We start from the raw sequence: 21,769 nt of genomic DNA, 5'->3' as shown, positions 1-21,769 counted from the left end.
CAGAGACTCATGGACGCTGTGACCCAGGTCCCCACTCCCGTCAACGAGCCGGTGCACGGCTACGCCCCCGGCTCCCCCGAGCGCGCCCGCCTGGAGGCCAAGCTCAAGGAGCTGGCCGAGAACCCCATCGACCTGCCGATGACCATCAACGGTGAGAAGCGGATGGGCGGCGGCGAGCCGTTCCAGGTCGTGCAGCCGCACAACCACAAGGCCGTCCTCGGCACGTACCGCAACGCCACGCAGCAGGACGCGCAGGACGCCATCGACGCCGCGCTCGCCGCCGCCCCGGCCTGGCGCGCGATGTCCTTCGACGACCGAGCCGCGATCATCCTGCGCGCCGCCGAGCTGCTCGCCGGACCCTGGCGCGAGACCATGGCCGCCTCCACGATGCTCGGCCAGTCGAAGACCGCCCAGCAGGCCGAGATCGACACCCCGTGCGAGCTCGTCGACTTCTGGCGCTTCAACGTCGCGTACGCCCGCCAGATCCTGGCCGAGCAGCCCCCGGCCAACTCGCCGGGCGTCTGGAACCGTCTGGACCACCGCCCGCTCGAGGGCTTCGTCTACGCGATCACGCCGTTCAACTTCACGGCCATCGCGGGCAATCTGCCGACCGCCCCGGCCCTCATGGGCAACGTGGTCGTGTGGAAGCCGTCCCCGACGCAGACCCACGCGGCTGTCCTCCTCATGCAGCTGCTCGAAGAGGCCGGTCTGCCCAAGGGCGTCATCAACCTGGTGACCGGTGACGGCCTCGCCGTCTCCGACGTGGCCCTGGAGCACCCGATGCTCGCGGGCATCCACTTCACGGGTTCGACCAAGACCTTCCAGCACCTGTGGAAGACGGTCGGCAACAACATCGAGAAGTACCGCTCGTACCCGCGCATCGTCGGCGAGACCGGCGGCAAGGACTTCGTCGTCGCGCACCCGTCCGCGGACCGCGCGATCCTCAAGACCGCCCTGACCCGCGGCTCCTTCGAGTTCCAGGGCCAGAAGTGCTCCGCCTCGTCGCGTGCGTACATCCCGGCCTCCATCTGGAACGACGGTTTCAAGGAGGAGTTCGCGGCCGAGGTCGACGGCATCACCATGGGTGACGTCACCGACCTGGACAACTTCATCGGCGCCGTCATCGACGAGCGGGCCTTCGCGAAGAACAAGGCCGCGATCGACCGCGCCGCCGCCGACCCGTCCTGCACGATCGTCGCGGGCGGCACGTACGACGACTCGGTGGGCTACTTCGTCCGCCCGACCGTCATCGAGTGCACCGACCCGGCCAACGAGGTCTTCACGACCGAGTACTTCGGCCCGATCCTCGCCGTCCACGTCTACGAGGACGAGGCGTACGAGGAGATGCTGGCGCAGATGGAGTCCGTCTCGGCGTACGCCCTGACCGGCTCGATCATCGCCGGTGACCGCGCGGCCGCGGCCGACGCGATGGAGAAGCTCCGCTACGCGGCGGGCAACTTCTACATCAACGACAAGTCCACCGGTGCCGTGGTCGGCCAGCAGCCCTTCGGCGGCGGCCGCGCCTCCGGCACCAACGACAAGGCGGGCGCTCCGCAGAACCTGATGCGCTGGACCCTGACCCGGGCCATCAAGGAGACCCTGGTCCCGCCGACGGACTACCGCTACCCGCACATGGGCTGACCCCGCCCACGGGGCCGACGCCGCGTACAAGGCCGACGCCCCTTGAGACTCCGCCCCCATCCAGGCCCCACACCTGGACGGGGGCGGTTTCCATTGGTGCCCCCGGAGGAACCGCGCGCCCGCCGTCCGGCATCTTGATCACCATGACGACCACCCCGAGCATGACGCCGAGCACGGCCACCGGCACCTCCGGCACGGGCCGCGACCTGTACTGGGACGGCTGCCACAACGTCCGGGACCTCGGCGGGCTCGGCTCCGTCGCCCGGGGCGCCCTCGTCCGCGCCGACGGACTCGACAAGCTCACCGCGCAGGGCTGGGCCGCCGCGCACGCGCACGGCATCCGTACGGTGATCGACCTGAGGGAGCCCGACGAGTACGGCACCGACGCCGCGCCCCGGCCCGAGGGGATCACCACGCTGCGCGTCGCGCTGGACGGCATGGCGGAGGACGCGGAGTTCTGGGGACGGTGGACCGAGGACTGGCGGTGGGGGACCCCGCAGTTCTTCGGGCCGTTCATGGAGCGCTTCCCGCACCGGGTCGCGGCGGTGGTCGAGGCCGTGGCCCAAGCCGCTCCCGGCGGGGTCGCCTTCCACTGCGCGGCCGGCCGCGACCGTACGGGCAACATCGCGCTCGTCCTGCTCTCCCTGCTCGGCGCCGGACCCGAGGAGATCGCCGCGGACTACGTGGCGAGCGCGGCCAACATGGCGGCGCTGGAAGCCGCCACCGGCAGGCCCAGCCACCAGGAGGCCATCGAGGCCGCCTACGCCGAGCACGGCTCCACGCCGCACGCGGACATGGCCGCCGCCGCGCGGGCCCTGGCCGCCGAGCCGTATCTGCTGGCGGCCGGGGTCACCCCCGCCGACCTCGCCGCCGTACGCGCCCGCGTCTCCGGCTGACGCGGAGGGCCGAGCCGCCGCCGGAACTTCCGCCTGCGCGCCGCCTGACATTCCGCCCGGGCGCCGCCCGAACTTCATCCTCCGGTTGATGCACGGGCGGTGACCCGCGGCGTCCCAGCGGGCATCATCACCGCATGATCACGATTCATCTGCGGTACGAGATCGACCCGGACCGGATCGCGGACTTCGAGGAGTACGGGCGACGCTGGGTCGACCTGGTCAGCCGGTTCGGCGGCTCCCACCACGGCTACTTCCTGCCCAGCGAGGGGGACAGCGACATCGCGTACGCGCTGTTCTCCTTTCCCAGCCTCGCCGCCTACGAGCGCTACCGCACCGACTCCATGGCCGACCCCGACTGCCAGGAGGCATTCGAACTGGCCCGGCGGACCAAGTGCATCAGGCGGTACGAGCGCCGCTTCCTCCGTCCTCTGGCGTGACCGCCCCCGTGAGCAGCGCCTCCACGGCGGCCCGCGCCTCGGCCGGGCCCGCCGTGGGCGCGAGCGGCGCACCGATCCGCACCCGCAGCCGCGTACGGGTCAACGAGCCGTGTTTCGGCAGCAGTTGACCCGTCCCCATCAGGGCCACCGGGACCACCGGCACCTGGGCATGACGGGCGAGCAGCAGCGCGCCGCGGTGGAACGCGCCGAGTGAGCCCTCCCGGCCGCGCGTCCCCTCGGGGAACAGGACGACCGCATGACCGCGGTGCAGCGCCTCGGTCATGGCGAGCAGGTCGCGCAGACCGCCGCCCGTCCTGCGCACCGGGAAACCCGCCGCGAGCCGGCGGCAGATCCGGCGCCGCCACGCGGTGGCGAACCAGTAGTCGGCGGCGGCCGCGATACGGGGCGCGTGGCGGGCGTCGAGCGCGGCGAGCAGGGCCGCGGTGTCGGCGTGCGAGGTGTGGTTCGCGATCACCACGCAGCCGCCGCGCGGCAGCCGGCCCTCGCGCCGCACCCCGCCGGTCGCGGTCAGCGTGGCGCGCCACAGGGACTTGCGCAGCCGGGCGGAGAGCCGCCGGGGGAGTGCGGGCAGATGGGCGCAGTGCCGTACGGGGCTCACCGGAACGTCACTCCCGCCGTCAGGAGCAGCGCGACGAGCAGCGAGTCGATGCGGTCGAGCAGACCGCCGAAGCCGGGCAGCCAGCTGCCCGCGTCCTTCACGCCCGCCTCGCGCTTGACCATGGATTCGAGCAGGTCGCCCAGGACGCAGCCGGCGAGCACGGCGGCCCAGACGGGGAACGTGAAGGCGCCGAGCACGGCAAGCGCACCGGCGGTCGCGGCCGCGCAGCCGAGGACGCCCGCCCACGTCTTGTGCGGCGACAGGGCGGAGAGCCGGCGGGCGAACGGTCCGCTGCGGCCCAGCGCCATGCCCCCGCACCAAGCGCCCACGTCCCCGAACGCCACCGCGACCCCGACGGCCAGTGCGGTCTCGCCGAGCAGGACGAGACAGGCCAGGCCGAGCGGGATCCACAGGAGTCCGAAGGCGGTACGGCAGGCGCGCGTGAAGCCGGTGGCCGCGTCGGCCGTGAGCAGGGCGGGGCCCGCCGCCAACAGGAGCGCGCCGAGGGCAAGTTGGGGGCCGAGGGCGCCGGGGGCGAGCCAGGCAAGGCCGGGCAGGGCCATGGCCGCGAGGACCAGGACCGACTGATCGGCCCGGGTGAGCCCGGCCATCCGTACGTACTCCGCGACGGCGACCACCCCGAGCCCGGCGGCGAACACCGCCACGCCGCCGGTGCCGAGGAAGAAGGCGCCGAGGAACAGCGGCGCGGCGAAGGCCCAGGTGCGCCACCGCCGGCGCAGCTCGGTGCGCATCCGCACCCGGGCCGGGAGCGCGGCGACGGCGATCCCGGCGGTGCCGAGTACGCCGGCGACGACGGGCACCGCGCGCGAGAGGGCGCTCATCGCGGGCTCCCGGTGAGATCGGCGGCGGGCGCCGGGCGGTCGGTCAGCTCACGCCACACTCCCCGCAGCCGCACCCCCGCCGTCACCACCGAACCCACTGCGACGAGGGCGAGCACCGGCACGTACCAGCCGGACGCCGCCGCGACCACGGCCAGCGCGCACCGCTCGGTCTTCCCCATGGGGCCGCCGTTGCGCCGGGGCGCCCCCGTCGCCGCGCCCGCGAGCGCCACCCACGAGGGGAGCGTCGCGGCGAGCGCGGCGGCGGCGACCGGTCCCACCGGGGCCACCCACAGGAACCCGGCGAGCACCGCCAAGTCGGCGAGCCGGTCGCCCAGTTCGTTGAGGACCGCACCGCGCCGGGTGCACCGCCCGGTGTCGCGGGCCAGCGCACCGTCCAGGTTCGCGAAGGCGAGCCGGGCCGCGAGCAGCACGGCGACCGGGAGCGCGGCATACGGGGCGGGCAGCAGCCCGAGCGCCGCGCCCGCGCCGGCCGCGCACAGCACACCCGCCCACGTGAGGGTGTCCGGCGACACCGCGCGGCGCACCAGCGCGGCACGGACGCCGGCCAGCCGCTCGGCGTACCAGGGCTTCAATGCGTAGAGGCCGTTCATACGGGGACTGTCCCGCCGCGGGGCGGGGGCCCGACACGGCTCAGGTACTCAAACCGGCCTGAGTACCGGTGAGTTGAAACCCCCGTACGGGCTCCTTCACGTCAAACGTGACGAGCCGGGATTTTGCCTGCCGTCTCAGATACTAGGAAGTCCGACTAATTGTAGAGACAGACCGGCTCAGCTGTCCTAGCTTGGTAGGAGCCGAACGAATCGCTCGATCAAGCGAATGGCGGTTGTGGGCCGTGCCCCCATGCAGGCAACCCCTGCGGGCCTCCGCTCCCCGCCCCTCCGGCGTCTCGATATCCCGTCGACTCTGTCGACCCCTCAGTCACGTACTCCACTCATGCCCCAAGGAGTCAGCATGTCCGAGACGACCGTCGCCGCCCGCCGTGTCCGCCACGTTTCGCGGACCGCCGAAGCCGAGCGCAAGAACGCCGCCGCCGCCCTCCAGCGCGCCCTCGACCGCAGGGACAACGGCGGCGCGGCGGGTCACTGACCTGTACGTCCTGATGTACGGCGCCGATGGGCTGCCTACTTGGGCAGGCACCCACGCGGGGGCTTCGCCCCCTGCCCCCCGGTTGGGGCTTCGCCCCTTGCTCCCTTTCGCGCCTTAAGGGTGCTCGTCCTCAAACGCCGGACGGGCTGAAAGCTGCCCCACCGCCTGCCGATTGCCCGGCAGGCAGAGGGCTGCCCTCACGAGGAGTGGTCGCCCACGGGCTGCCGCCCACGAGCAGGCAGTTGCCCAGCCCCCGAGCGGGGGTGCAGGGGGCGCAGCCCCCGCCGGGGCGGGCGTGGGGCGTCAGCCCTGCCCCAACTCCCCGTCGCGGAGGTGTGGGGCGGCAGCCCCCACAGCAAGGACCCGGCGCGGAGCGGCGGAGCAACCCCCGCGGACGGCGTCCGCATGCTGGACACCCTGTGTCAGCAGCTGAAACCCCGAGTACCGTGAGGAACATGTCTCGACGCATCAATCTCGCAGTGATCCCCGGCGACGGAATCGGCCAGGAGGTCGTGTCCCAGGGCCTCAAGGTGCTCCGTGCCGTGCTTCCGCAGGACGTGAAGCTCGAGACGCAGGAGTACGACTTCGGCGCCAAGCGCTACCACGCCACCGGCGAGACCCTCACCGACGCCGACCTCGAGCAGCTCAAGGCGCACGACGCCATCCTGCTCGGCGCCATCGGCGACCCGAGCGTGCCGAGCGGCGTCCTGGAGCGCGGCTTCCTGCTCAAGCTCCGCTTCGCCTTCGACCACCACGTCAACCTGCGCCCGAGCAAGCTGCTCCCCGGCGTCGGCTCCCCGCTCGCGGGCCGGCCGGAGATCGACTTCGTGGTCGTCCGCGAGGGCACCGAGGGCCCGTACACCGGCAACGGCGGCACCATCCGCAAGGGCACCCCGCACGAGGTAGCCACCGAGGTCTCCGTGAACACGGCCTTCGGTGTCGAGCGCGTGGTGCGCGACGCGTTCGCCCGCGCCCAGGCCCGCCCCCGCAAGAAGATCACCCTCGTCCACAAGAACAATGTGCTGGCCTTCGCCGGCCACCTGTGGACGAACGTCTTCAACGAGGTGGCCAAGGAGTTCCCCGACGTCACCACCGACTACATCCACGTCGACGCCGCGACCATCTACCTGGTCACCGACCCCGGCCGCTTCGACGTGATCGTCACCGACAACCTGTTCGGCGACATCATCACCGACCTCGCCGCGGCCGTCTCCGGCGGCATCGGCGTCGCCGCCTCCGGGAACATCAACCCGTCCGGCGAATTCCCCTCGATGTTCGAGCCCGTCCACGGCTCGGCCCCGGACATCGCGGGCCAGGGCAAGGCCGACCCGACCGCCACCGTGCTGTCCGTCGCCCTGCTGCTGCGTCACCTCGACTACGAGGACGAGGCCGTCCGTATCGAGGAAGCCGTCGCCGCCGACCTCGGCGAGCGCGGTGAGACCACCCGTACCACCGAGGAGATCGGCGACGCGCTCGCCGTACGCGTATCCGGCTGACGCCCGCGGATACGGAAACCAGAAGCCGTCGGGCAGCCGCAGAGGCACCCGGCGGCTTCTCGTATGCACCGCCGGATGCCACCATCGACCCCTGGGCCGCAGCACGCCGCACCACACCCGTACAGCCCCCGCACCGGACCCGTTTCGTCCACGCCCGGTCACGAGCGATAATCGAACGTGGGGCCGCGGAATGTGGGGTGGCAAGCACTCCGCCGCAAGCTCTCAGTCGTCCGGGAGACCAGGCGTGAGGCGCGGTCCGTCACACACATAACCGGTGAAGGACATCCACTCATGACGACGCCCACGATCGAGCTCAAGCCCTCCTCGCACCCGCTCTCCGCCGCGGAGCGCGAGGCGATCCTGGCCAACCCCGGGTTCGGCCGCCACTTCACCGACCACATGGTGACGATCAAGTGGACCGAGGGCCGCGGCTGGCACGACGGCCAGCTGGTCGAGTACGGCCCGCTCTCGATCGACCCGGCGAACATGACGCTGCACTACGCGCAGGAGATCTTCGAGGGCCTCAAGGCCTACCGCCAGCCCGACGGCTCCGTGGCCACCTTCCGTCCGGAGGCCAACGCCAAGCGCTTCCAGGCCTCGGCCCGTCGCCTCGCGATGCCCGAGCTGCCCGTCGAGACCTTCATCGAGGCCTGCGACCTGCTCGTGCAGCAGGACAAGGACTGGGTGCCGGCGCACGGCGGCGAGGAGTCCCTGTACCTGCGCCCGTTCATGTTCGCCACCGAGGTCGGCCTCGGTGTGAAGCCGGCCAACGAGTACCTCTTCATGGTCATCGCCTCGCCCGCCGGTGCGTACTTCGCGGGCGGCGTGAAGCCCGTCTCGATCTGGCTCTCCGAGGACCGCGTCCGCGCCGTCCCGGGCGGCATGGGCGCCGCGAAGACCGGCGGCAACTACGCCGCGTCGCTCCTGGCCCAGGCCGAGGCCGCGGCCAAGGGCTGCGACCAGGTCTGCTACCTCGACGCGGTCGAGCACAAGTGGGTCGAGGAACTCGGCGGCATGAACCTGTACTTCGTGTACGGGGACAAGATCGTCACCCCCGAGCTGACCGGCTCGATCCTCGAAGGCGTCACCCGCGACTCCCTCCTCCAGGTCGCCCGCGACCTCGGCTACGAGGCCACCGAGGGCCGCATCTCCCTCGACCAGTGGCAGCGCGACGCCCAGAACGGCTCCCTCACCGAGGTGTTCGCCTGCGGTACGGCCGCGGTGATCACCCCCGTGGGCACGGTCAAGTGCAACGCGGGCGAGTGGACCCAGTCCGGCGGCGAGCCCGGCGAGGTCACGCTCCGCCTGCGCGAGGCACTGCTCGACATCCAGCGCGGCACGGCCTCCGACAAGCACGGCTGGATGCACACGCTGGGCTAGTCCCCGCACCCCATTCACAAGGAAGGGCCGGGCTCCCCGTTCGGGGGCCCGGCCTTCCCTTGTGCGGAAATACGGGAGTGCGGGAGTGCGGGGAGTAGGGGAGTTAGGAGATCAACCCCACAATCGTCGCGCTGATGAACGACACCAGCGTGGCCCCGTACACGAGCTTCAGGCCGAAGCGGGCGATCTGGTCACCGTGTGGCGGCGAGAGGGACTTCACGGCGCCCGCGATGATGCCGATCGAGCTGAAGTTGGCGAAGGAGACCAGGAACGTCTGGACGATCGCGGTGGCGCGCTCGCTCAGCTCGACCTTGCCGCCCGGGTTGGAGTCCGTGAAGGCGAGCATCGCGACGAACTCGTTCGAGACCAGCTTGGTGGCCATGATCTGGCCCGCGTCCACACACTCGTCCCAGGGCACCCCGGTGAGGAAGGCGAACGGCGCGAAGACGTACCCGAGGAGCTCCTGGAAGCTGGTGCCGCCCGTGAGCCCCGAGACGAGCCCGTTGATCAGCGCGATCAGCGCCACGAACCCGATCAGCATGGCCGCGACGGTGACCGCGATCTTCGCCCCGTCGAGGATGTACTCGCCGAGCATCTCGAAGAACGACCGCTTCTTGCGCTCGGGCGTGACGACCACGTCCTCCTCGGGCGTCAGCTCGTACGGATTGAGCAGCCAGACTACGATGAACCCGCCGAACAGGTTGAGCACGATCGCGGCCACCACGTACCGCGGCTCGATCATCGTCATGTAGGCGCCGACGATGGACATCGAGACGGTGGACATCGCCGAGGCGCTCAGCATGTAGAGCCGCTTCGGGGTCAGCGTGGGCAGCAGCGTCTTGATCGCGATGAAGCTCTCGGACTGCCCGAGGATCGCCGCCGACACGGCGTTGAACGATTCGAGCCGCCCGGCCCCGGTCACCTTCGAGAGCACGATGCCCAGGTACTTCACGATCAGCGGCAGCACCCGCAGGTACTGCAGGATCCCGATGAGCGCCGACACGAAGATGATCGGCATCAGGACGCTGAGCAGGAAGGGCACATTCCCCTCGGCGTCGGGATCGGCGAGGCTCCCGAACACGAAAGCCGTGCCTTCCCCCGCGTACTCCAGCAGCTTGCCGAACCCGTCCGCGAGCGCGTTGACGGCGCTCTGCCCCAGGCTCGTCTTCAGCATCACGAGCCCGAGGGCGAACTGGACGACGAGCATCAGCGCGACATACGGCGCCTTCACCCGCAGCAGCTTCAGATCGCGGGACGGCAGGAAGGCGAGCAGCAGGAAGACCACGAGGCCGACGAGTCCGATGAGGATGTGCATCCGGCAAGGAGACCCGGCCGGACCCGTCCGCCGGAGCATCCACGCGGCCGTGCGGGGCGAGTCCACCCGTGCCGCGTAGCCGGAGGGAGAGGGGGCTGGTTGCGCCGTTGGGTTTGAACAGCACTCGATCTATGAGATCCCATGGCGGCCCGTTGCTTTCTTTCACGGGCGATCCATGTTTAGAGTGGTGCTCTAAAAGCTACCGAGGGAGCACCCGGCCCCATGCGACTCACCCCCACCGAACGCGACCGCCTGCTGCTCTTCGGGGCCGCGGAGCTGGCCCGGGCCCGCCGGGCGCGCGGGCTGCGGCTCAATGTTCCGGAGGCCACCGCGCTGATCGCCGACACGGTGTGCGAGGCCGCCCGCGACGGGCTGCGGCTCGCGGAGGCGATCGAGCGGGCCCGCGCCGTGCTCGGCCCGCAGGACGTGCTGCCGGGGGTGGCCGACGTGGTCACCGAGGTGCATGTGGAGGCCGTGTTCGACGACGGTTCGCGGCTCGCCGTGGTGTCCGATCCGCTCGGCGGCGGCTCGCTGGGCGAGACCGCTCCCGGAGCGGTGCTGCCCGGGCCCGCGCACGAGGAGCCGGCCGCGGCGGTACGGATCTCCGTACGCAACACCGCGTCCGTCCCCGTCAGCGTGACCTCGCACTTCCACTTCTTCGAGGCCAACCCGCGGCTCGACTTCGACCGCGCGGCGGCGTACGGGATGCGGCTCGCGATCCCGGCCGGGGCCTCCGAGCGGTTCGGGCCCGGGGAGTCGGCGGAGGTCGGCCTCGTGCCGATCGGCGGCGAGCGGATCGCGATCGGGTTCGCGGGCCTGGTCGACGGACCTCTGGACGCGCCCGGCGCCCGCGAGGAGGCGCTGCGGCGCGCGGCCGCCTGCGGCTATCTCGGAGCCGGAACGACGGCCGAAGCGCGGGCCGAGACGACACAGAAGGGGGAAGGCCGATGAGCCGTCCCGGAGGCCACCCCGCCGAAGCCCGCCGGCTGACCCCCGAGGAGTACGCGGCCACGCACGGCCCGCGCGCCGGCGACCGGGTCGTCCTCGGCGACTCGGGCCTCGTCGTCCGCGTGGAGTCGGACTCGCAGGCGTACGGCGAGGAATTCCTCGCCGGTTTCGGCAAGACCGCCCGCGACGGGCTGCACCTCAAGGCCGCCGCCGTGCGCGAGACCTGCGACGTCGTCATCAGCAACGTCCTGGTGATCGACGCCGTGCAGGGCATCCGCAAGACCTCGATCGGCATCCGCGAAGGCCGTATCCGCGCGATCGGGCGGGCCGGGAACCCGGACACGCTCGACGGTGTGGAGGTCGTCGTCGGCACGGGCACCTCGATCGTGTCCGGCGAGGGCATGATCGCCACCGCCGGAGCCGTGGACACCCACGTCCACCTCCTCTCGCCGCGCATCATGGAGGCGTCGCTCGCCTCCGGCGTGACCACGGTGATCGGGCAGGAGTTCGGGCCCGTGTGGGGCGTGGGCGTCAACTCGCCCTGGGCCCTGAAGCACGCCTTCAACGCCTTCGACGCCTGGCCGGTCAACATCGGCTTCCTGGCCCGCGGTTCCTCCTCGCACGAGGCCCCGCTGGTCGAGGCGCTCGCCGAGGGCGGCGCCTCCGGCTTCAAGGTGCACGAGGACATGGGCGCGCACACGCGGGCGCTCGATACGGCGCTGCGCGTGGCCGAGGAGTACGACGTCCAAGTCGCCCTGCACAGCGACGGGTTGAACGAGTGCCTGTCGGTCGAGGACACCCTGCGGGTGCTCGACGGCCGCACCATCCACGCCTTCCACATCGAGGGCTGCGGCGGCGGCCACGTGCCGAACGTGTTGAAGATGGCGGGCGTCCCCAACGTCATCGGCTCCTCCACCAACCCCACCCTGCCCTTCGGCCGGGACGCGGTCGCCGAGCACTACGGGATGATCGTCTCGGTCCACGACCTCAAGACCGATCTGCCGGGCGACGCCGCCATGGCCCGCGACCGGATCCGCGCCGGGACGATGGGCGCCGAGGATGTGCTGCACGACCTGGGCGCCATCGGCATCACCTCCTCCGACGCGCAGGGCATGGGGCGGGCCGGCGAGACCGTGCGCCGCACCTTCGCGATGGCGGGCAAGATGAAGGCCGAACTCGGCCCGCTGGAAGGCGACGGGGCGCACGACGACAACGCGCGTGTGCTTCGCTACATCGCCAAGCTCACCATCAACCCGGCGATCGCCCACGGCCTCGCGCACGAGATCGGCTCGATCGAGGTCGGCAAGCTGGCGGACATCGTGCTCTGGCAGCCCGCCTTCTTCGGCGCGAAGCCGCAGCTGGTCCTCAAGTCGGGCTTCCCGGCGTACGGGGTCACCGGCGACCCGAACGCGGCCACGGACACCTGCGAACCCCTGGTCCTCGGGCCGCAGTTCGGCGCCCACGGCGCCACCGCCGCCGACCTCTCGGTGGCCTTCGTCTCGCAGGCCGCCGCCGCGCTCGAAGGAGACCGGCTGCCCACGCGCCGCCGCCGCGTGGGCGTGCGCGGCACGCGGGGGATCGGCCCGGGCGACCTGCTCCTCAACTCCCGTATCGGAGCGGTCGACGTGGACGCCCGCAGCGGCCTCGTCACGCTGGACGGGCGCCCGATGCGCTCGGACCCCGCCGACTCCGTGTCCCTGAACCGCCTCTACTTCCTCTGAGGATCCAGTGATGACCTTCCGTATGCCCGCCGAGTGGACCCCGCACGAGCGCACCTGGATGGCCTGGCCCGGCCCCAACACCACCTTCTCCTCGGCCGAGGAACTCGCCGAGTCCCGCGTGGCCTGGGCCGCGGTGGCCCGCGCCGTACGCCGCTTCGAGCCGGTCACCGTCGTGCACGGCCCCGGCCAGGCGGACTCCGCCCGCGCGCTGCTCGGCCCGGAGATCGACCTGGTCGAGCGCGAACTCGACGACGCCTGGATGCGGGACATCGGCCCCACGTTCGTGGTCGGTGAAGGCGGCGAACTGGCCGCCGTGGACTGGGTGTTCAACGGCTGGGGCGCCCAGGACTGGGCCACCTGGGAGCACGACTCCAAGATCGCCTCGTACGTGGCGGACTTGGCCGGCGTCCCCGTCCTGAGCAGCCCTCTGGTGAACGAGGGCGGCGGCATCCACGTGGACGGCGAGGGCACGGTCCTGCTCACCGAGACCGTGCAGCTGGGCCCGGAGCGCAACCCCGGCTGGACCCGCGAACAGGTCGAGGCGGAGATCCACGCGAAGCTCGGCACGACCAAGGCCATCTGGCTCAAGCGCGGCCTCACCGCCGACTATCCGCCGCACGGCTACGGCACCCTCGGCCACGTCGACATCGTCGCGGCCTTCGCGGGACCGGGCGTCGTGGTCGCCCACACCCAGCCGGACCCCTCCCACCCGGACCACGAACTCTGCCGCGAGAACGTCGAGTTCCTGCGCACCCAGACCGACGCCAAGGGCCGCCGCCTCCAGGTCGTCGAGATCCCGGCCCCGACGAAGGTCCGCGACGAGGAGGGCGGCTGGGCCGACTACTCCTACATCAACCACTACCTCTGCAACGGAGGCGTGGTCCTCTGCGCCTTCGACGACCCGCGCGACGAACACGCGGCAGGCATCTTCCGCCGCCTCTTCCCGGACCGCACGGTCACGCTGGTGGACGCCCGCACGATCTTCGCGGGTGGGGGCGGCGTGCACTGCATCACCCAGCAGCAGCCGCGGGTGTGACGGGCGGGCCGGGTACGTGCGGGATCGAGTGAGGTAGAACGTACGCGTGAATGTGCTGCATTGCGCCGCGTGCGGCCGTCGACTGACCGAGCCGGTGCGGCGCCTCGACGCCGTGCCGGAGCCGCCGCCGTACGAGGGGGGCGCCGCGCCCGACGGGCTGTACCGGGCGCCTGCGACGCTGCCGCGCGGGGCGTACTGCATCGACGAGGCGCCGTTCGGTGCCCCATACGTCCAGCCCTCGGGTGCCGGTGAGTGGGACCCGTGCATCGCAGACGGACCGCGCGGCACCATGGTCCTGAACCCGGACGATGTCCTGGACCTTGAGCCGCACCCCGTCCCGCGCCGCAACGTGGGGTGCTGCGGTCCCGCCGGCCGGGACGGTGTCAACCGCCTCTGCACCTGCGGCGCCGAGGTCGCCATCCTGAGCGCCGACTGCTACACGTCCTACGAGCTGAGGTTCGTCCCCGACGCCGTCCGAGTGGAGCCCGCCGTATGAGCCCCGAGGCCGTGTCACGCCCCCGCAAGCACGCACCCCCACGCGAAAACGTGCTCGCCGCCGCCATGGCCATGGTCGCCGAAGGCGGGCTCGAAGGGCTCACCATGGCCGCGCTCGGGCGGGCGGTCCGGATGAGCAGCGGGCATCTTCTCTACTACTTCAAGACCAAGGACGAGCTGCTGCTCCAGACCCTGGAGTGGAGCGAGGGGAAGCTGGGGGAGGAGCGGCGTGCGGTGCTCTCCCGGCCGGGGTCCGTGCGGGCGCGGCTCGACGCCTACGTCGACCTGTACGTGCCCGCCGGGCCGCGCGACCCGCACTGGACGCTGTGGCTCGAGGTCTGGAACCGCTCGCCGCGTACCGATCCCGGCGTGGAGGCGGGGCGGCGGCAGGCCGCGATCGAAGGGGCCTGGCATCGCGATCTCGTCGCGCTGCTCGCGGAGGGTGTCTCGCGCGGCGAGTTCGCCGCGCTCGACCCCGAGCGTTTCGCGCTGCGGCTGCGCGCGCTCCTCGACGGGTTCTCGGTGCATGTGGCCGTGGGGCTGCCGGGTGCGGACCGGGATGAAGTCCTCGTCCACGTACGGGAGTTCCTCGACGCATCGCTCGCGGTCCGATGAGAACGTGGCGCGGACCACAGACCGCATCCTGAGACGGGGTGAGGAGACACTCACCGTCTGTGCAAGACTGCGACCGTGTTCTCGTTCGCCATGATTATTGGCAGCAGGCGCGCCGGTCCGCAGTGACCGCTCCGTACCGACCGACGTACGGGCGGACACCGTCGTCCTCGACCCGCGCGCAGACCTCTCGCACCCGCGAGGGGTTTTTTCATTTCATTGAAAAGATCGCAGTCCGGCCCACCCGCAGCCGGAGGCGGAGCGCCAGGGATCATAGGAGGAAGGCGGAGCCGGTCATTCCGGTCGACCGACATCCGAATCAGGAGCCAGCAGCATGACCCAAGCCACGGAAAACGCGGATACCGCAGGGCCCTTCGGCCCCCGCGACGCCCACGACGCTTTCCATGTCTTCGACACGACGCTGCGCGACGGCGCACAGCGCGAGGGCATCAACCTCACCGTCGCGGACAAGCTGACGATCGCGCGGCACCTGGACGAGTTCGGCGTCGGCTTCATCGAAGGCGGCTGGCCCGGGGCCAACCCGCGCGACACCGAGTTCTTCGCACGCGCCGCCGAAGAGATCACGTTCAAGAACGCCCAGCTGGTGGCCTTCGGCGCCACCCGCCGCGCCGGCGCCAAGGCCGCGGACGACCCGCAGGTCAACGCGCTGCTCGCGTCCGGCGCCCCGGTGATCACCCTGGTCGCCAAGTCCCACGACCGCCATGTCGAACTCGCCCTGCGCACCACCCTCGACGAGAACCTCGCGATGATCGCCGACACCGTGGCGTATCTGCGCGAGCAGGGCCGCCGCGTCTTCGTCGACTGCGAGCACTTCTTCGACGGCTACCGCGCCAACCCGGCCTACGCGAAGTCCGTGGTCCGCACGGCACACGAGGCGGGCGCGGACGTCGTCATCCTCTGCGACACCAACGGCGGCATGCTCCCCGCCCAGGTGCAGGCCGTGGTCTCCACCGTCCTCGCCGACACCGGCGCACGCCTGGGCATCCACGCCCAGGACGACACCGGCTGCGCGGTGGCCAACACCCTCGCCGCCGTGGACGCCGGCGCCACCCACGTCCAGTGCACGGCCAACGGCTACGGCGAGCGCGTCGGCAACGCCAACCTCTTCCCGGTCGTCGCCGCCCTGGAGCTCAAGTACGGCAAGCGCGTACTCCCCGAGGGCTCCCTCAAGGAGATGACCCGCATCTCGCACGCGATCGCCGAGGTCGTGAATCTGACGCCTTCGACGCATCAGCCGTACGTGGGCGTCTCGGCCTTCGCCCACAAGGCCGGCCTGCACGCCTCCGCGATCAAGGTCGACCCGGACCTGTACCAGCACATCGACCCCGAGCTCGTCGGCAACACCATGCGCATGCTGGTCTCCGACATGGCGGGCCGCGCCTCCGTCGAGCTCAAGGGCAAGGAGCTCGGCGTCGACCTCGGCGGCGACCGCGCCCTGGTCGGCCGCGTGGTCGAGCGGGTCAAGGAGCGCGAGCTCAAGGGCTACACGTACGAGGCCGCCGACGCCTCCTTCGAGCTGCTGCTCCGCGAGGAGGTCGAGGGCCGCGCCCGCCGCTACTTCCGCGTCGAGTCCTGGCGGGCCATCGTCGAGGACCTGCCCGACGGCACCCACGCCAACGAGGCCACCGTGAAGCTGTGGGCGAAGGGCGAGCGCATCGTCACGACGGGGGAGGGCAACGGTCCGGTCAACGCCCTGGACAACGCCCTGCGCCGCGGCCTGGAGCGCATCTACCCGCAGCTCGCCAAGCTGGAGCTCGTCGACTACAAGGTCCGCATCCTGGAGGGCCGGCACGGGACGGAGTCCACGACCCGCGTCCTGATCTCCACCTCGGACGGCCAGGGCGAGTGGGCCACGGTCGGCGTCGCGGACAACGTGATCGCCGCGTCCTGGCAGGCACTGGAGGACGCCTACACCTACGGCCTGCTGCGGGCCGGGGTCGAGCCCACGGAATAGCTCGACGGAGTAGTTCTTACGGTTCGCGGTCCCCGCCCTCCGGCCCCGTCATCGGGCCGCCCGCTGCGTTAGCTTCGAAGTATGAGAAAGCTTACGAAGCGGATCAACGGGACAAGGCGGATCATGGTCGCCCTGTCCGGACTGCTGCTGGCCCTGGGCGCCTCCCTCGCGGTGGCGCCCGGGGCCGCAGCCGCTTCGGACATCTCGACCGTGGCGAACGCGCTGGAGAAGGGCCCGGTGTACGTCGACCCCGCGGCGTCGGGGCAGCTCTCCGCCGCGGATGCGGACAAGCTGGCGCAGCAGATCGAGGACGCGGGCAAGCCGGTGTTCCTGGCCGTCCTGCCCGAGGACTTCCCCGTGACACCGGACGACTTCAGGAATTTGCGGACGGCGGTCGGCGACCCGGGCGTGTACGCGGTGCAGCACGGCGACACCTTCCGGGTGCGGGCCGACCCTTCGGTCCTCTCGTCGCAGGCGACGCAGAACCTGGAGAGCCTCGGCAGCTCGGCGGGCCTCGACGCCTTTGTGGACGCGGCCGTCCGTGACGCACGCGGCAGCGCGCCCGCCTCCTGGGGCGGCGCGGCCGACGACGGGGTGTCCGCCGGCGCCCTGATCGGTCTCGGCGCGGTGGCCGTGGCCGGCGGCGCGGGCGCGTACGCCCTGGTCAGGCGGAACAAGCGGAAGAAGGCCGAGGAGCAGCGGGCCGCCCTCGACAAGCTGCGCGTGGTCGTGGACGAGGACATCACGGCGTTCGGCGAGGAGCTGGAGCGGCTCGACTTCCACCCCGGTGAGCAGGGCGCCACGGACGCGATGCGCGAGGACTACGAGCGCGCCCTGGACTCGTACGAACAAGCCAAGTCGATCATGGCTTCGGCCCAGCGGCCCGAGGACGTCACCGGCGTGACCCAGGCCCTGGAGGACGGCCGGTTCGCGCTGGCGGTCCTGGCCGCGCGGCGCGAGGGCCGTGAGCTGCCCGAGCGCCGGCTGCCCTGCTTCTTCGACCCGCGCCACGGCCCGTCCGTGGCTGACGCCGACTGGGCCCCGCCCGGCGCGCCCGTCCGCGCCGTGCCGGTGTGCGCGGCGGACAAGGCCCGCATCGACGACGGCGAGGACCCCGCGGTCCGTACGGTCGACACCGACCAGGGGCGCCGCCCGTACTACGAGGCGGGCCCGGTGTACGGCCCGTGGGCCGGCGGCTACTTCGCCGGCGGCATCCTGCCCGGCCTCCTGGTCGGCACGATGCTCGGCTCGATGATGGCGAGCCCGGCCTACGCGTACTCCGACCCGTCGGCGGGCGGCTGGGGCGGCGACGGGTCCGGCTCGGACTTCGGCTCCGATGATTTCGGAGGGGGTTTCGGGGACGGAGGCTTCGGCGGAGGCGACTTCGGCGGGGGAGGAGGCGGGGACTTCGGCGGAGGGTTCTGAGCCGTCCCCGCCTCCTCACCGGTTCACCTCAGCCCGCGGAAGAACCCCCGGATATCGCGGGCCATGACCTCGGGCTCCATGTGGGCCGCGTAATGCCCGCCCGGCTCCTTGTAGAGGTTCCACTGCACGATGTTGCTGTGGTCGCGCTCGGCGAAGGTGCGGAACGGCCGCATGTCCCCCTCGAACGAGGCCACACCGAGCGGCACCGTCGTCGGCTCGGCCGCGGCCCCGCCCGTCGTGGGCACTTCCTCGTGGGCCATCTCGTAGTAGAAGCGCATGGCCGAACCGGCCGTCCCCGTCAGCCAGTACAGGGCGACGTTCGTCAGGATGAAGTCGTCGTCCGGCACGACCTCCCCGGGTGTGCCCGCGGCGAACAGCTGAAGGTTCCAGCCGAGCAGCCCGACCGGTGAGTCGGCGAGCGCGTGCGCGAGGGTCTGCGGCTGCTGGGACTGCAAGGTGTTGAAGGAGAGCTTGTTCTCCATGAACCACTGGAGGATCCCCATCGCCTGCCGCTCGTCCTCGGTGAGCCGCTCGAACTCCGCGGGATCGCCGGAGGGATAAGAGAACACCTGGGTGACGTGCACCCCGGCGACCTGCTCGGGGGCCAGCCGCCCGAGCTGCGGTGCGATGAAGGACCCGCCGTCGTTGCCGCCGGCCCCGTAGCGCGCGTATCCGAGCCGCCGCATGAGCTCGGCCCAGGCCTTGGTCGTACGGGTGATGCCCCAGCCCTTCTCCTTGGTGGGACCGGAGAAGCCGAAGCCGGGGATGGAGGGGATGACCAGGTGGAAGGCGTCGGCGCGGTCGCCGCCGTGCGCCGCCGGGTCGGTGAGCGGCCCGATCACCTTCAGGTACTCCACGAAGGAGCCGGGCCAGCCGTGGGTGAGGATCAGCGGGAAGGCGTCCGGCTCGGGGGAGCGGACGTGCAGGAAGTGGATGGTCTGCCCGTCGATCTCCGTCGTGAACTGCGGGTACTCGTTGATCTTCGCTTCCTGGGCACGCCAGTCGTAGCCGTCGCGCCAGTACGCGGCGAGCCGCCGCACGAGGTCGGTGCTCGTCCCGTACTCACCCGGCTCACCGGGCCCGTCGTCGGTCCAACGGGCCCTGGAGAGGCGGTCGTTCAGGTCGTCTAAGGCGGCCTGAGGTATGTCGATGCGGAAGGGGTGGATCGTGTCGGCGGAAGTCATGCCGTCCACCTTTGTCCCGTGCCGTACCGCCGACAACGGGACCACGCACATCCGCTTGTGCAGCTTGGCCCGGACCGTGCCGGGCCGCACGCTGCCCGCGGCTCAGGCGTTGCGGATCGCCGAGATGTCGAAGACCAGCTTGATCTTGTCGGACACCAGGACGCCGCCCGTCTCCAGGGCCGCGTTCCAGGTCAGGCCCCACTCCGAGCGGAGCAGCTCGGCCTTGCCCTCGAAGCCCACGCGCTCGTTGCCGAACGGGTCCTTGGCCGCGCCGTTGAACTCCAGGTCGATGGTGATCGGCTTGGTGACGTCCTTGATGGTGAGGTCGCCGGTGATCCGGTAGTCCTCGCCGCCGAGCGCCTCGGCCGAGGTGGAGCGGAAGGTCATCGTCGGGAACTTCTCCACGTCGAAGAAGTCGGCGCTCTTGAGGTGGCCGTCGCGGTCGCCCTGGCCCGTCTCGATGCTGTCCATCTTCACGTCGAGGGAGGCGGTGGACTGCGAGGGGTCGCTGCCGTCCAGGTGCAGGGTGCCCTCGAAGTCGAGGAAGGAGCCCTTCACGTTGGTCACCATCGCGTGCCGGGCCGTGAAGCCGAGCGAGGTGTGTGCGGGGTCGATCGTGTAGTCGCCGGTGAGGCCGGCCAGCTCGGGGTTGACCGGGGCCGGGGCGGCGGTGGTCTCGGTGGCGTCGTTCTTGCGGCCGAAGATGCCCATTTTGTGCTCCTTGGGGATGGTTTCCTGCTGCTGCCTTCGACAGTAGACCTATTTGGTTTAACTTTCAACAGGTACGTGGGCTCCGCATCGTCCTTCATGGGGCGGACTCGCATGGCGTAACGTCTGCGCGGGCCGGGGCCCCGTAGGTCATTGTGTGACCTCTACAACGCCGCCGCCCCCTGAGCAGTGGGATCGCCTGCACTGAAGTGGGCTTCTGTCCGGGGGTACCAGGAAAACGGGCCGGAGACTGTGCGAAGTCGACGGACCGTTTCCCCGCCCCGGCTTCGTAAGGTCGCTACATGACCGTTTTGGATGAGGCTGCTTTTGCCGGCGGCGAGCCCACCGATGCCCGCGGACGCGTGGCCGAGCTGCACGCGATCCGTGCCAAGGCCGTCGCGGGACCGAGCGAGAAGGCCACCGAGGCGCAGCACGCCAAGGGCAAGCTGACCGCACGGGAGCGCATCGAGCTGCTCCTGGACGCCGGCTCCTTCCAGGAGGTCGAGCAGCTGCGTCGGCACCGGGCCACCGGTTTCGGTCTGGAGAACAAGAAGCCCTACACCGACGGTGTCATCACCGGCTGGGGCACGGTCGACGGCCGCACGGTCTTCGTCTACGCGCACGACTTCCGGATCTTCGGCGGCGCCCTGGGCGAGGCCCACGCCACCAAGATCCACAAGATCATGGACATGGCCATCGCGGCCGGTGCACCGCTGGTCTCCCTGAACGACGGCGCCGGCGCCCGTATCCAGGAGGGCGTCTCCGCGCTCGCCGGGTACGGCGGCATCTTCCAGCGCAACACCAAGGCCTCCGGCGTCATCCCGCAGATCAGCGTGATGCTCGGCCCGTGCGCGGGCGGCGCGGCCTACAGCCCCGCCCTCACCGACTTCGTGTTCATGGTCCGCGAGACCTCGCAGATGTTCATCACCGGTCCCGACGTCGTCAAGGCGGTCACCGGCGAGGAGATCACGCAGAACGGCCTGGGCGGCGCCGACGTGCACGCCGAGACCTCCGGCGTCGCGCACTTCGCGTACGACGACGAGGAGACCTGCATCGCCGAGGTGCGCTACCTCATCTCGATGCTGCCCTCGAACAACCGCGAGAACCCGCCGGTCGTCTCCTCCGAGGACCCGGCGGACCGCCGCTCGGACGTGCTCCTGGACCTGGTCCCGGCCGATGGCAACCGCCCGTACGACATGCACAAGGTGATCGAGGAGCTCGTCGACGACGGCGACTACCTCGAGGTCCACGAGCGCTGGGCGCGGAACATCGTCTGTGCCCTCGCGCGTCTGGACGGCCAGGTGGTCGGCATCGTCGCCAACCAGCCGCAGACCCTCGCGGGCGTGCTCGACATCGAGGCCTCCGAGAAGGCCGCGCGCTTCGTCCAGATGTGTGACGCCTTCAACATCCCGATCGTCACCCTTTTGGACGTACCCGGCTTCCTGCCCGGAGTCGACCAGGAGCACGGTGGAATCATCCGCCACGGCGCCAAGCTCCTGTACGCGTACTGCAACGCGACCGTGCCCCGGATCTCCCTGATCCTGCGCAAGGCGTACGGAGGTGCGTACATCGTCATGGACTCCCAGTCCATCGGTGCCGACCTCACGTACGCCTGGCCCACCAACGAGATCGCGGTGATGGGCGCCGAAGGTGCCGCCAACGTCATCTTCCGCCGCCAGATCGCGGACGCCGAGGACCCCGAGGCGATGCGGGCGCGCATGGTCAAGGAGTACAAGGCCGAGCTGATGCACCCGTACTACGCGGCCGAGCGCGGTCTCGTGGACGACGTCATCGACCCGTCCGAGACGCGGTCCGTGCTGATCGCCTCCCTGTCGATGCTGCGCAACAAGCACGCCGATCTGCCCTCGCGCAAGCACGGCAACCCGCCGCAGTGACGCGGCGCCCCTGACTTCCTTCCTGCCCTCTGCCCTA

General features: G+C 71.1%; 19 protein-coding genes and 1 pseudogene. 14 read left to right on the top strand and 6 right to left on the bottom strand.

What is annotated here, in order from left to right; translation table 11 throughout:
• Positions 1–9: 9 nt before the first annotated feature.
• The 3 genes from pruA to BLT97_RS07640 all read left to right on the top strand — a co-directional run bounded on the left by pruA (position 10) and on the right by BLT97_RS07640 (position 2,974).
• Positions 10–1,641, top strand: coding sequence for an L-glutamate gamma-semialdehyde dehydrogenase (gene pruA / locus BLT97_RS07650; protein ID WP_093608001.1), 1,632 nt, complete (start codon positions 10–12; stop codon positions 1,639–1,641).
• Positions 1,642–1,784: 143 nt separating this feature from the next.
• On the top strand, positions 1,785–2,537 hold the full coding sequence (locus BLT97_RS07645; RefSeq protein ID WP_245769203.1) for a tyrosine-protein phosphatase: 753 nt from the start codon (positions 1,785–1,787) through the stop codon (positions 2,535–2,537).
• Between the two features lie 134 nt (positions 2,538–2,671).
• Positions 2,672–2,974 carry an NIPSNAP family protein gene (locus BLT97_RS07640; protein ID WP_093608000.1) on the top strand — a complete coding sequence of 101 codons (303 nt, stop codon included), beginning with the start codon at positions 2,672–2,674 and terminating at the stop codon, positions 2,972–2,974.
• A gap of 13 nt (positions 2,975–2,987) precedes the next feature.
• On the opposite strand, the pseudogene BLT97_RS07635 reads toward BLT97_RS07640, so the two are convergent.
• From BLT97_RS07635 to BLT97_RS07625, 3 genes and pseudogenes are all read right to left on the bottom strand, one after another.
• A pseudogene (locus BLT97_RS07635) lies at positions 2,988–3,593 on the bottom strand (lysophospholipid acyltransferase family protein); the annotation flags it as partial.
• Positions 3,590–4,435, bottom strand: coding sequence for a phosphatidate cytidylyltransferase (locus BLT97_RS38430; RefSeq protein ID WP_093607999.1), 846 nt, complete (start codon positions 4,433–4,435; stop codon positions 3,590–3,592). The pseudogene BLT97_RS07635 and the gene BLT97_RS38430, both read right to left, overlap by 4 nt.
• Complete coding sequence (locus BLT97_RS07625) at positions 4,432–5,046, bottom strand: CDP-alcohol phosphatidyltransferase family protein (protein WP_093607998.1); 615 nt, start codon at positions 5,044–5,046, stop codon at positions 4,432–4,434. The genes BLT97_RS38430 and BLT97_RS07625 overlap by 4 nt, the downstream gene beginning before the upstream one ends.
• A gap of 361 nt (positions 5,047–5,407) precedes the next feature.
• On the opposite strand from BLT97_RS07625, the gene BLT97_RS38880 reads away from it, so the two are divergent.
• From BLT97_RS38880 to BLT97_RS07610, 3 genes are all read left to right on the top strand, one after another.
• Complete coding sequence (locus tag BLT97_RS38880; RefSeq protein ID WP_093607997.1) at positions 5,408–5,542, top strand: hypothetical protein; 135 nt, start codon at positions 5,408–5,410, stop codon at positions 5,540–5,542.
• Between the two features lie 455 nt (positions 5,543–5,997).
• Positions 5,998–7,038 (top strand): 3-isopropylmalate dehydrogenase, encoded by a 1,041-nt coding sequence (locus BLT97_RS07615; protein ID WP_093607996.1) that lies wholly within the window; start codon positions 5,998–6,000, stop codon positions 7,036–7,038.
• A 291-nt stretch (positions 7,039–7,329) separates the two neighbouring features.
• Positions 7,330–8,418, top strand: coding sequence for a branched-chain amino acid aminotransferase (locus BLT97_RS07610; RefSeq protein ID WP_093607995.1), 1,089 nt, complete (start codon positions 7,330–7,332; stop codon positions 8,416–8,418).
• Between the two features lie 103 nt (positions 8,419–8,521).
• On the opposite strand, the gene BLT97_RS07605 is transcribed toward BLT97_RS07610, so the two are convergent.
• The gene (locus BLT97_RS07605) at positions 8,522–9,733 is read right to left on the bottom strand and encodes a NupC/NupG family nucleoside CNT transporter (protein ID WP_093607994.1); all 1,212 of its coding nucleotides are present in this window, start codon (positions 9,731–9,733) and stop codon (positions 8,522–8,524) included.
• A 222-nt stretch (positions 9,734–9,955) separates the two neighbouring features.
• Here BLT97_RS07605 and ureA point away from each other — a divergent pair, with 222 nt between their 5' ends.
• The 7 genes from ureA (at position 9,956) to BLT97_RS07570 (ending at position 17,945) form a co-directional block, all read left to right on the top strand.
• Entirely contained in the window at positions 9,956–10,684 is a 729-nt protein-coding gene (ureA, locus tag BLT97_RS07600) for an urease subunit gamma (protein WP_093607993.1), read from the top strand.
• On the top strand, positions 10,681–12,402 hold the full coding sequence (locus BLT97_RS07595; RefSeq protein ID WP_093607992.1) for an urease subunit alpha: 1,722 nt from the start codon (positions 10,681–10,683) through the stop codon (positions 12,400–12,402). Before ureA ends, BLT97_RS07595 begins: the two co-directional genes overlap by 4 nt.
• A 10-nt stretch (positions 12,403–12,412) precedes the next feature.
• Complete coding sequence (locus BLT97_RS07590; protein WP_093607991.1) at positions 12,413–13,438, top strand: agmatine deiminase family protein; 1,026 nt, start codon at positions 12,413–12,415, stop codon at positions 13,436–13,438.
• Between the two features lie 46 nt (positions 13,439–13,484).
• Positions 13,485–13,934 (top strand): hypothetical protein, encoded by a 450-nt coding sequence (locus BLT97_RS07585; RefSeq protein WP_093607990.1) that lies wholly within the window; start codon positions 13,485–13,487, stop codon positions 13,932–13,934.
• Positions 13,931–14,548, top strand: coding sequence for a TetR/AcrR family transcriptional regulator (locus BLT97_RS07580; protein WP_093607989.1), 618 nt, complete (start codon positions 13,931–13,933; stop codon positions 14,546–14,548). Before BLT97_RS07585 ends, BLT97_RS07580 begins: the two co-directional genes overlap by 4 nt.
• Positions 14,549–14,879: 331 nt before the next feature.
• Positions 14,880–16,520 carry a citramalate synthase gene (gene cimA, locus BLT97_RS07575; RefSeq protein ID WP_093607988.1) on the top strand — a complete coding sequence of 547 codons (1,641 nt, stop codon included), beginning with the start codon at positions 14,880–14,882 and terminating at the stop codon, positions 16,518–16,520.
• Between the two features lie 81 nt (positions 16,521–16,601).
• Positions 16,602–17,945: a hypothetical protein gene (locus BLT97_RS07570; protein ID WP_093607987.1), complete on the top strand. Its 1,344-nt coding sequence runs from the start codon at positions 16,602–16,604 to the stop codon at positions 17,943–17,945.
• Positions 17,946–17,968: 23 nt separating this feature from the next.
• Here BLT97_RS07570 and BLT97_RS07565 read toward each other — a convergent pair whose 3' ends face one another.
• Positions 17,969–19,129 carry an epoxide hydrolase family protein gene (locus BLT97_RS07565; RefSeq protein ID WP_093608337.1) on the bottom strand — a complete coding sequence of 387 codons (1,161 nt, stop codon included), beginning with the start codon at positions 19,127–19,129 and terminating at the stop codon, positions 17,969–17,971.
• 102 nt (positions 19,130–19,231) lie between these two features.
• A complete protein-coding gene (locus BLT97_RS07560) occupies positions 19,232–19,840 on the bottom strand; it encodes a YceI family protein (RefSeq protein ID WP_093607986.1) in 609 nt (202 codons plus the stop codon).
• A gap of 299 nt (positions 19,841–20,139) precedes the next feature.
• On the opposite strand from BLT97_RS07560, the gene BLT97_RS07555 reads away from it, so the two are divergent.
• Positions 20,140–21,732, top strand: a complete 1,593-nt coding sequence (locus BLT97_RS07555; RefSeq protein WP_093607985.1) for an acyl-CoA carboxylase subunit beta — start codon at positions 20,140–20,142, stop codon at positions 21,730–21,732.
• Positions 21,733–21,769: the final 37 nt, after the last annotated feature.

The sequence above is a fragment of the Streptomyces indicus genome, from assembly GCF_900100315.1.
GTDB lineage: Bacteria > Actinomycetota > Actinomycetes > Streptomycetales > Streptomycetaceae > Streptomyces > Streptomyces indicus.
Note: the sequence above shows the minus strand (reverse complement) of the source record. Positions and strands in the feature narration are given on the sequence as shown.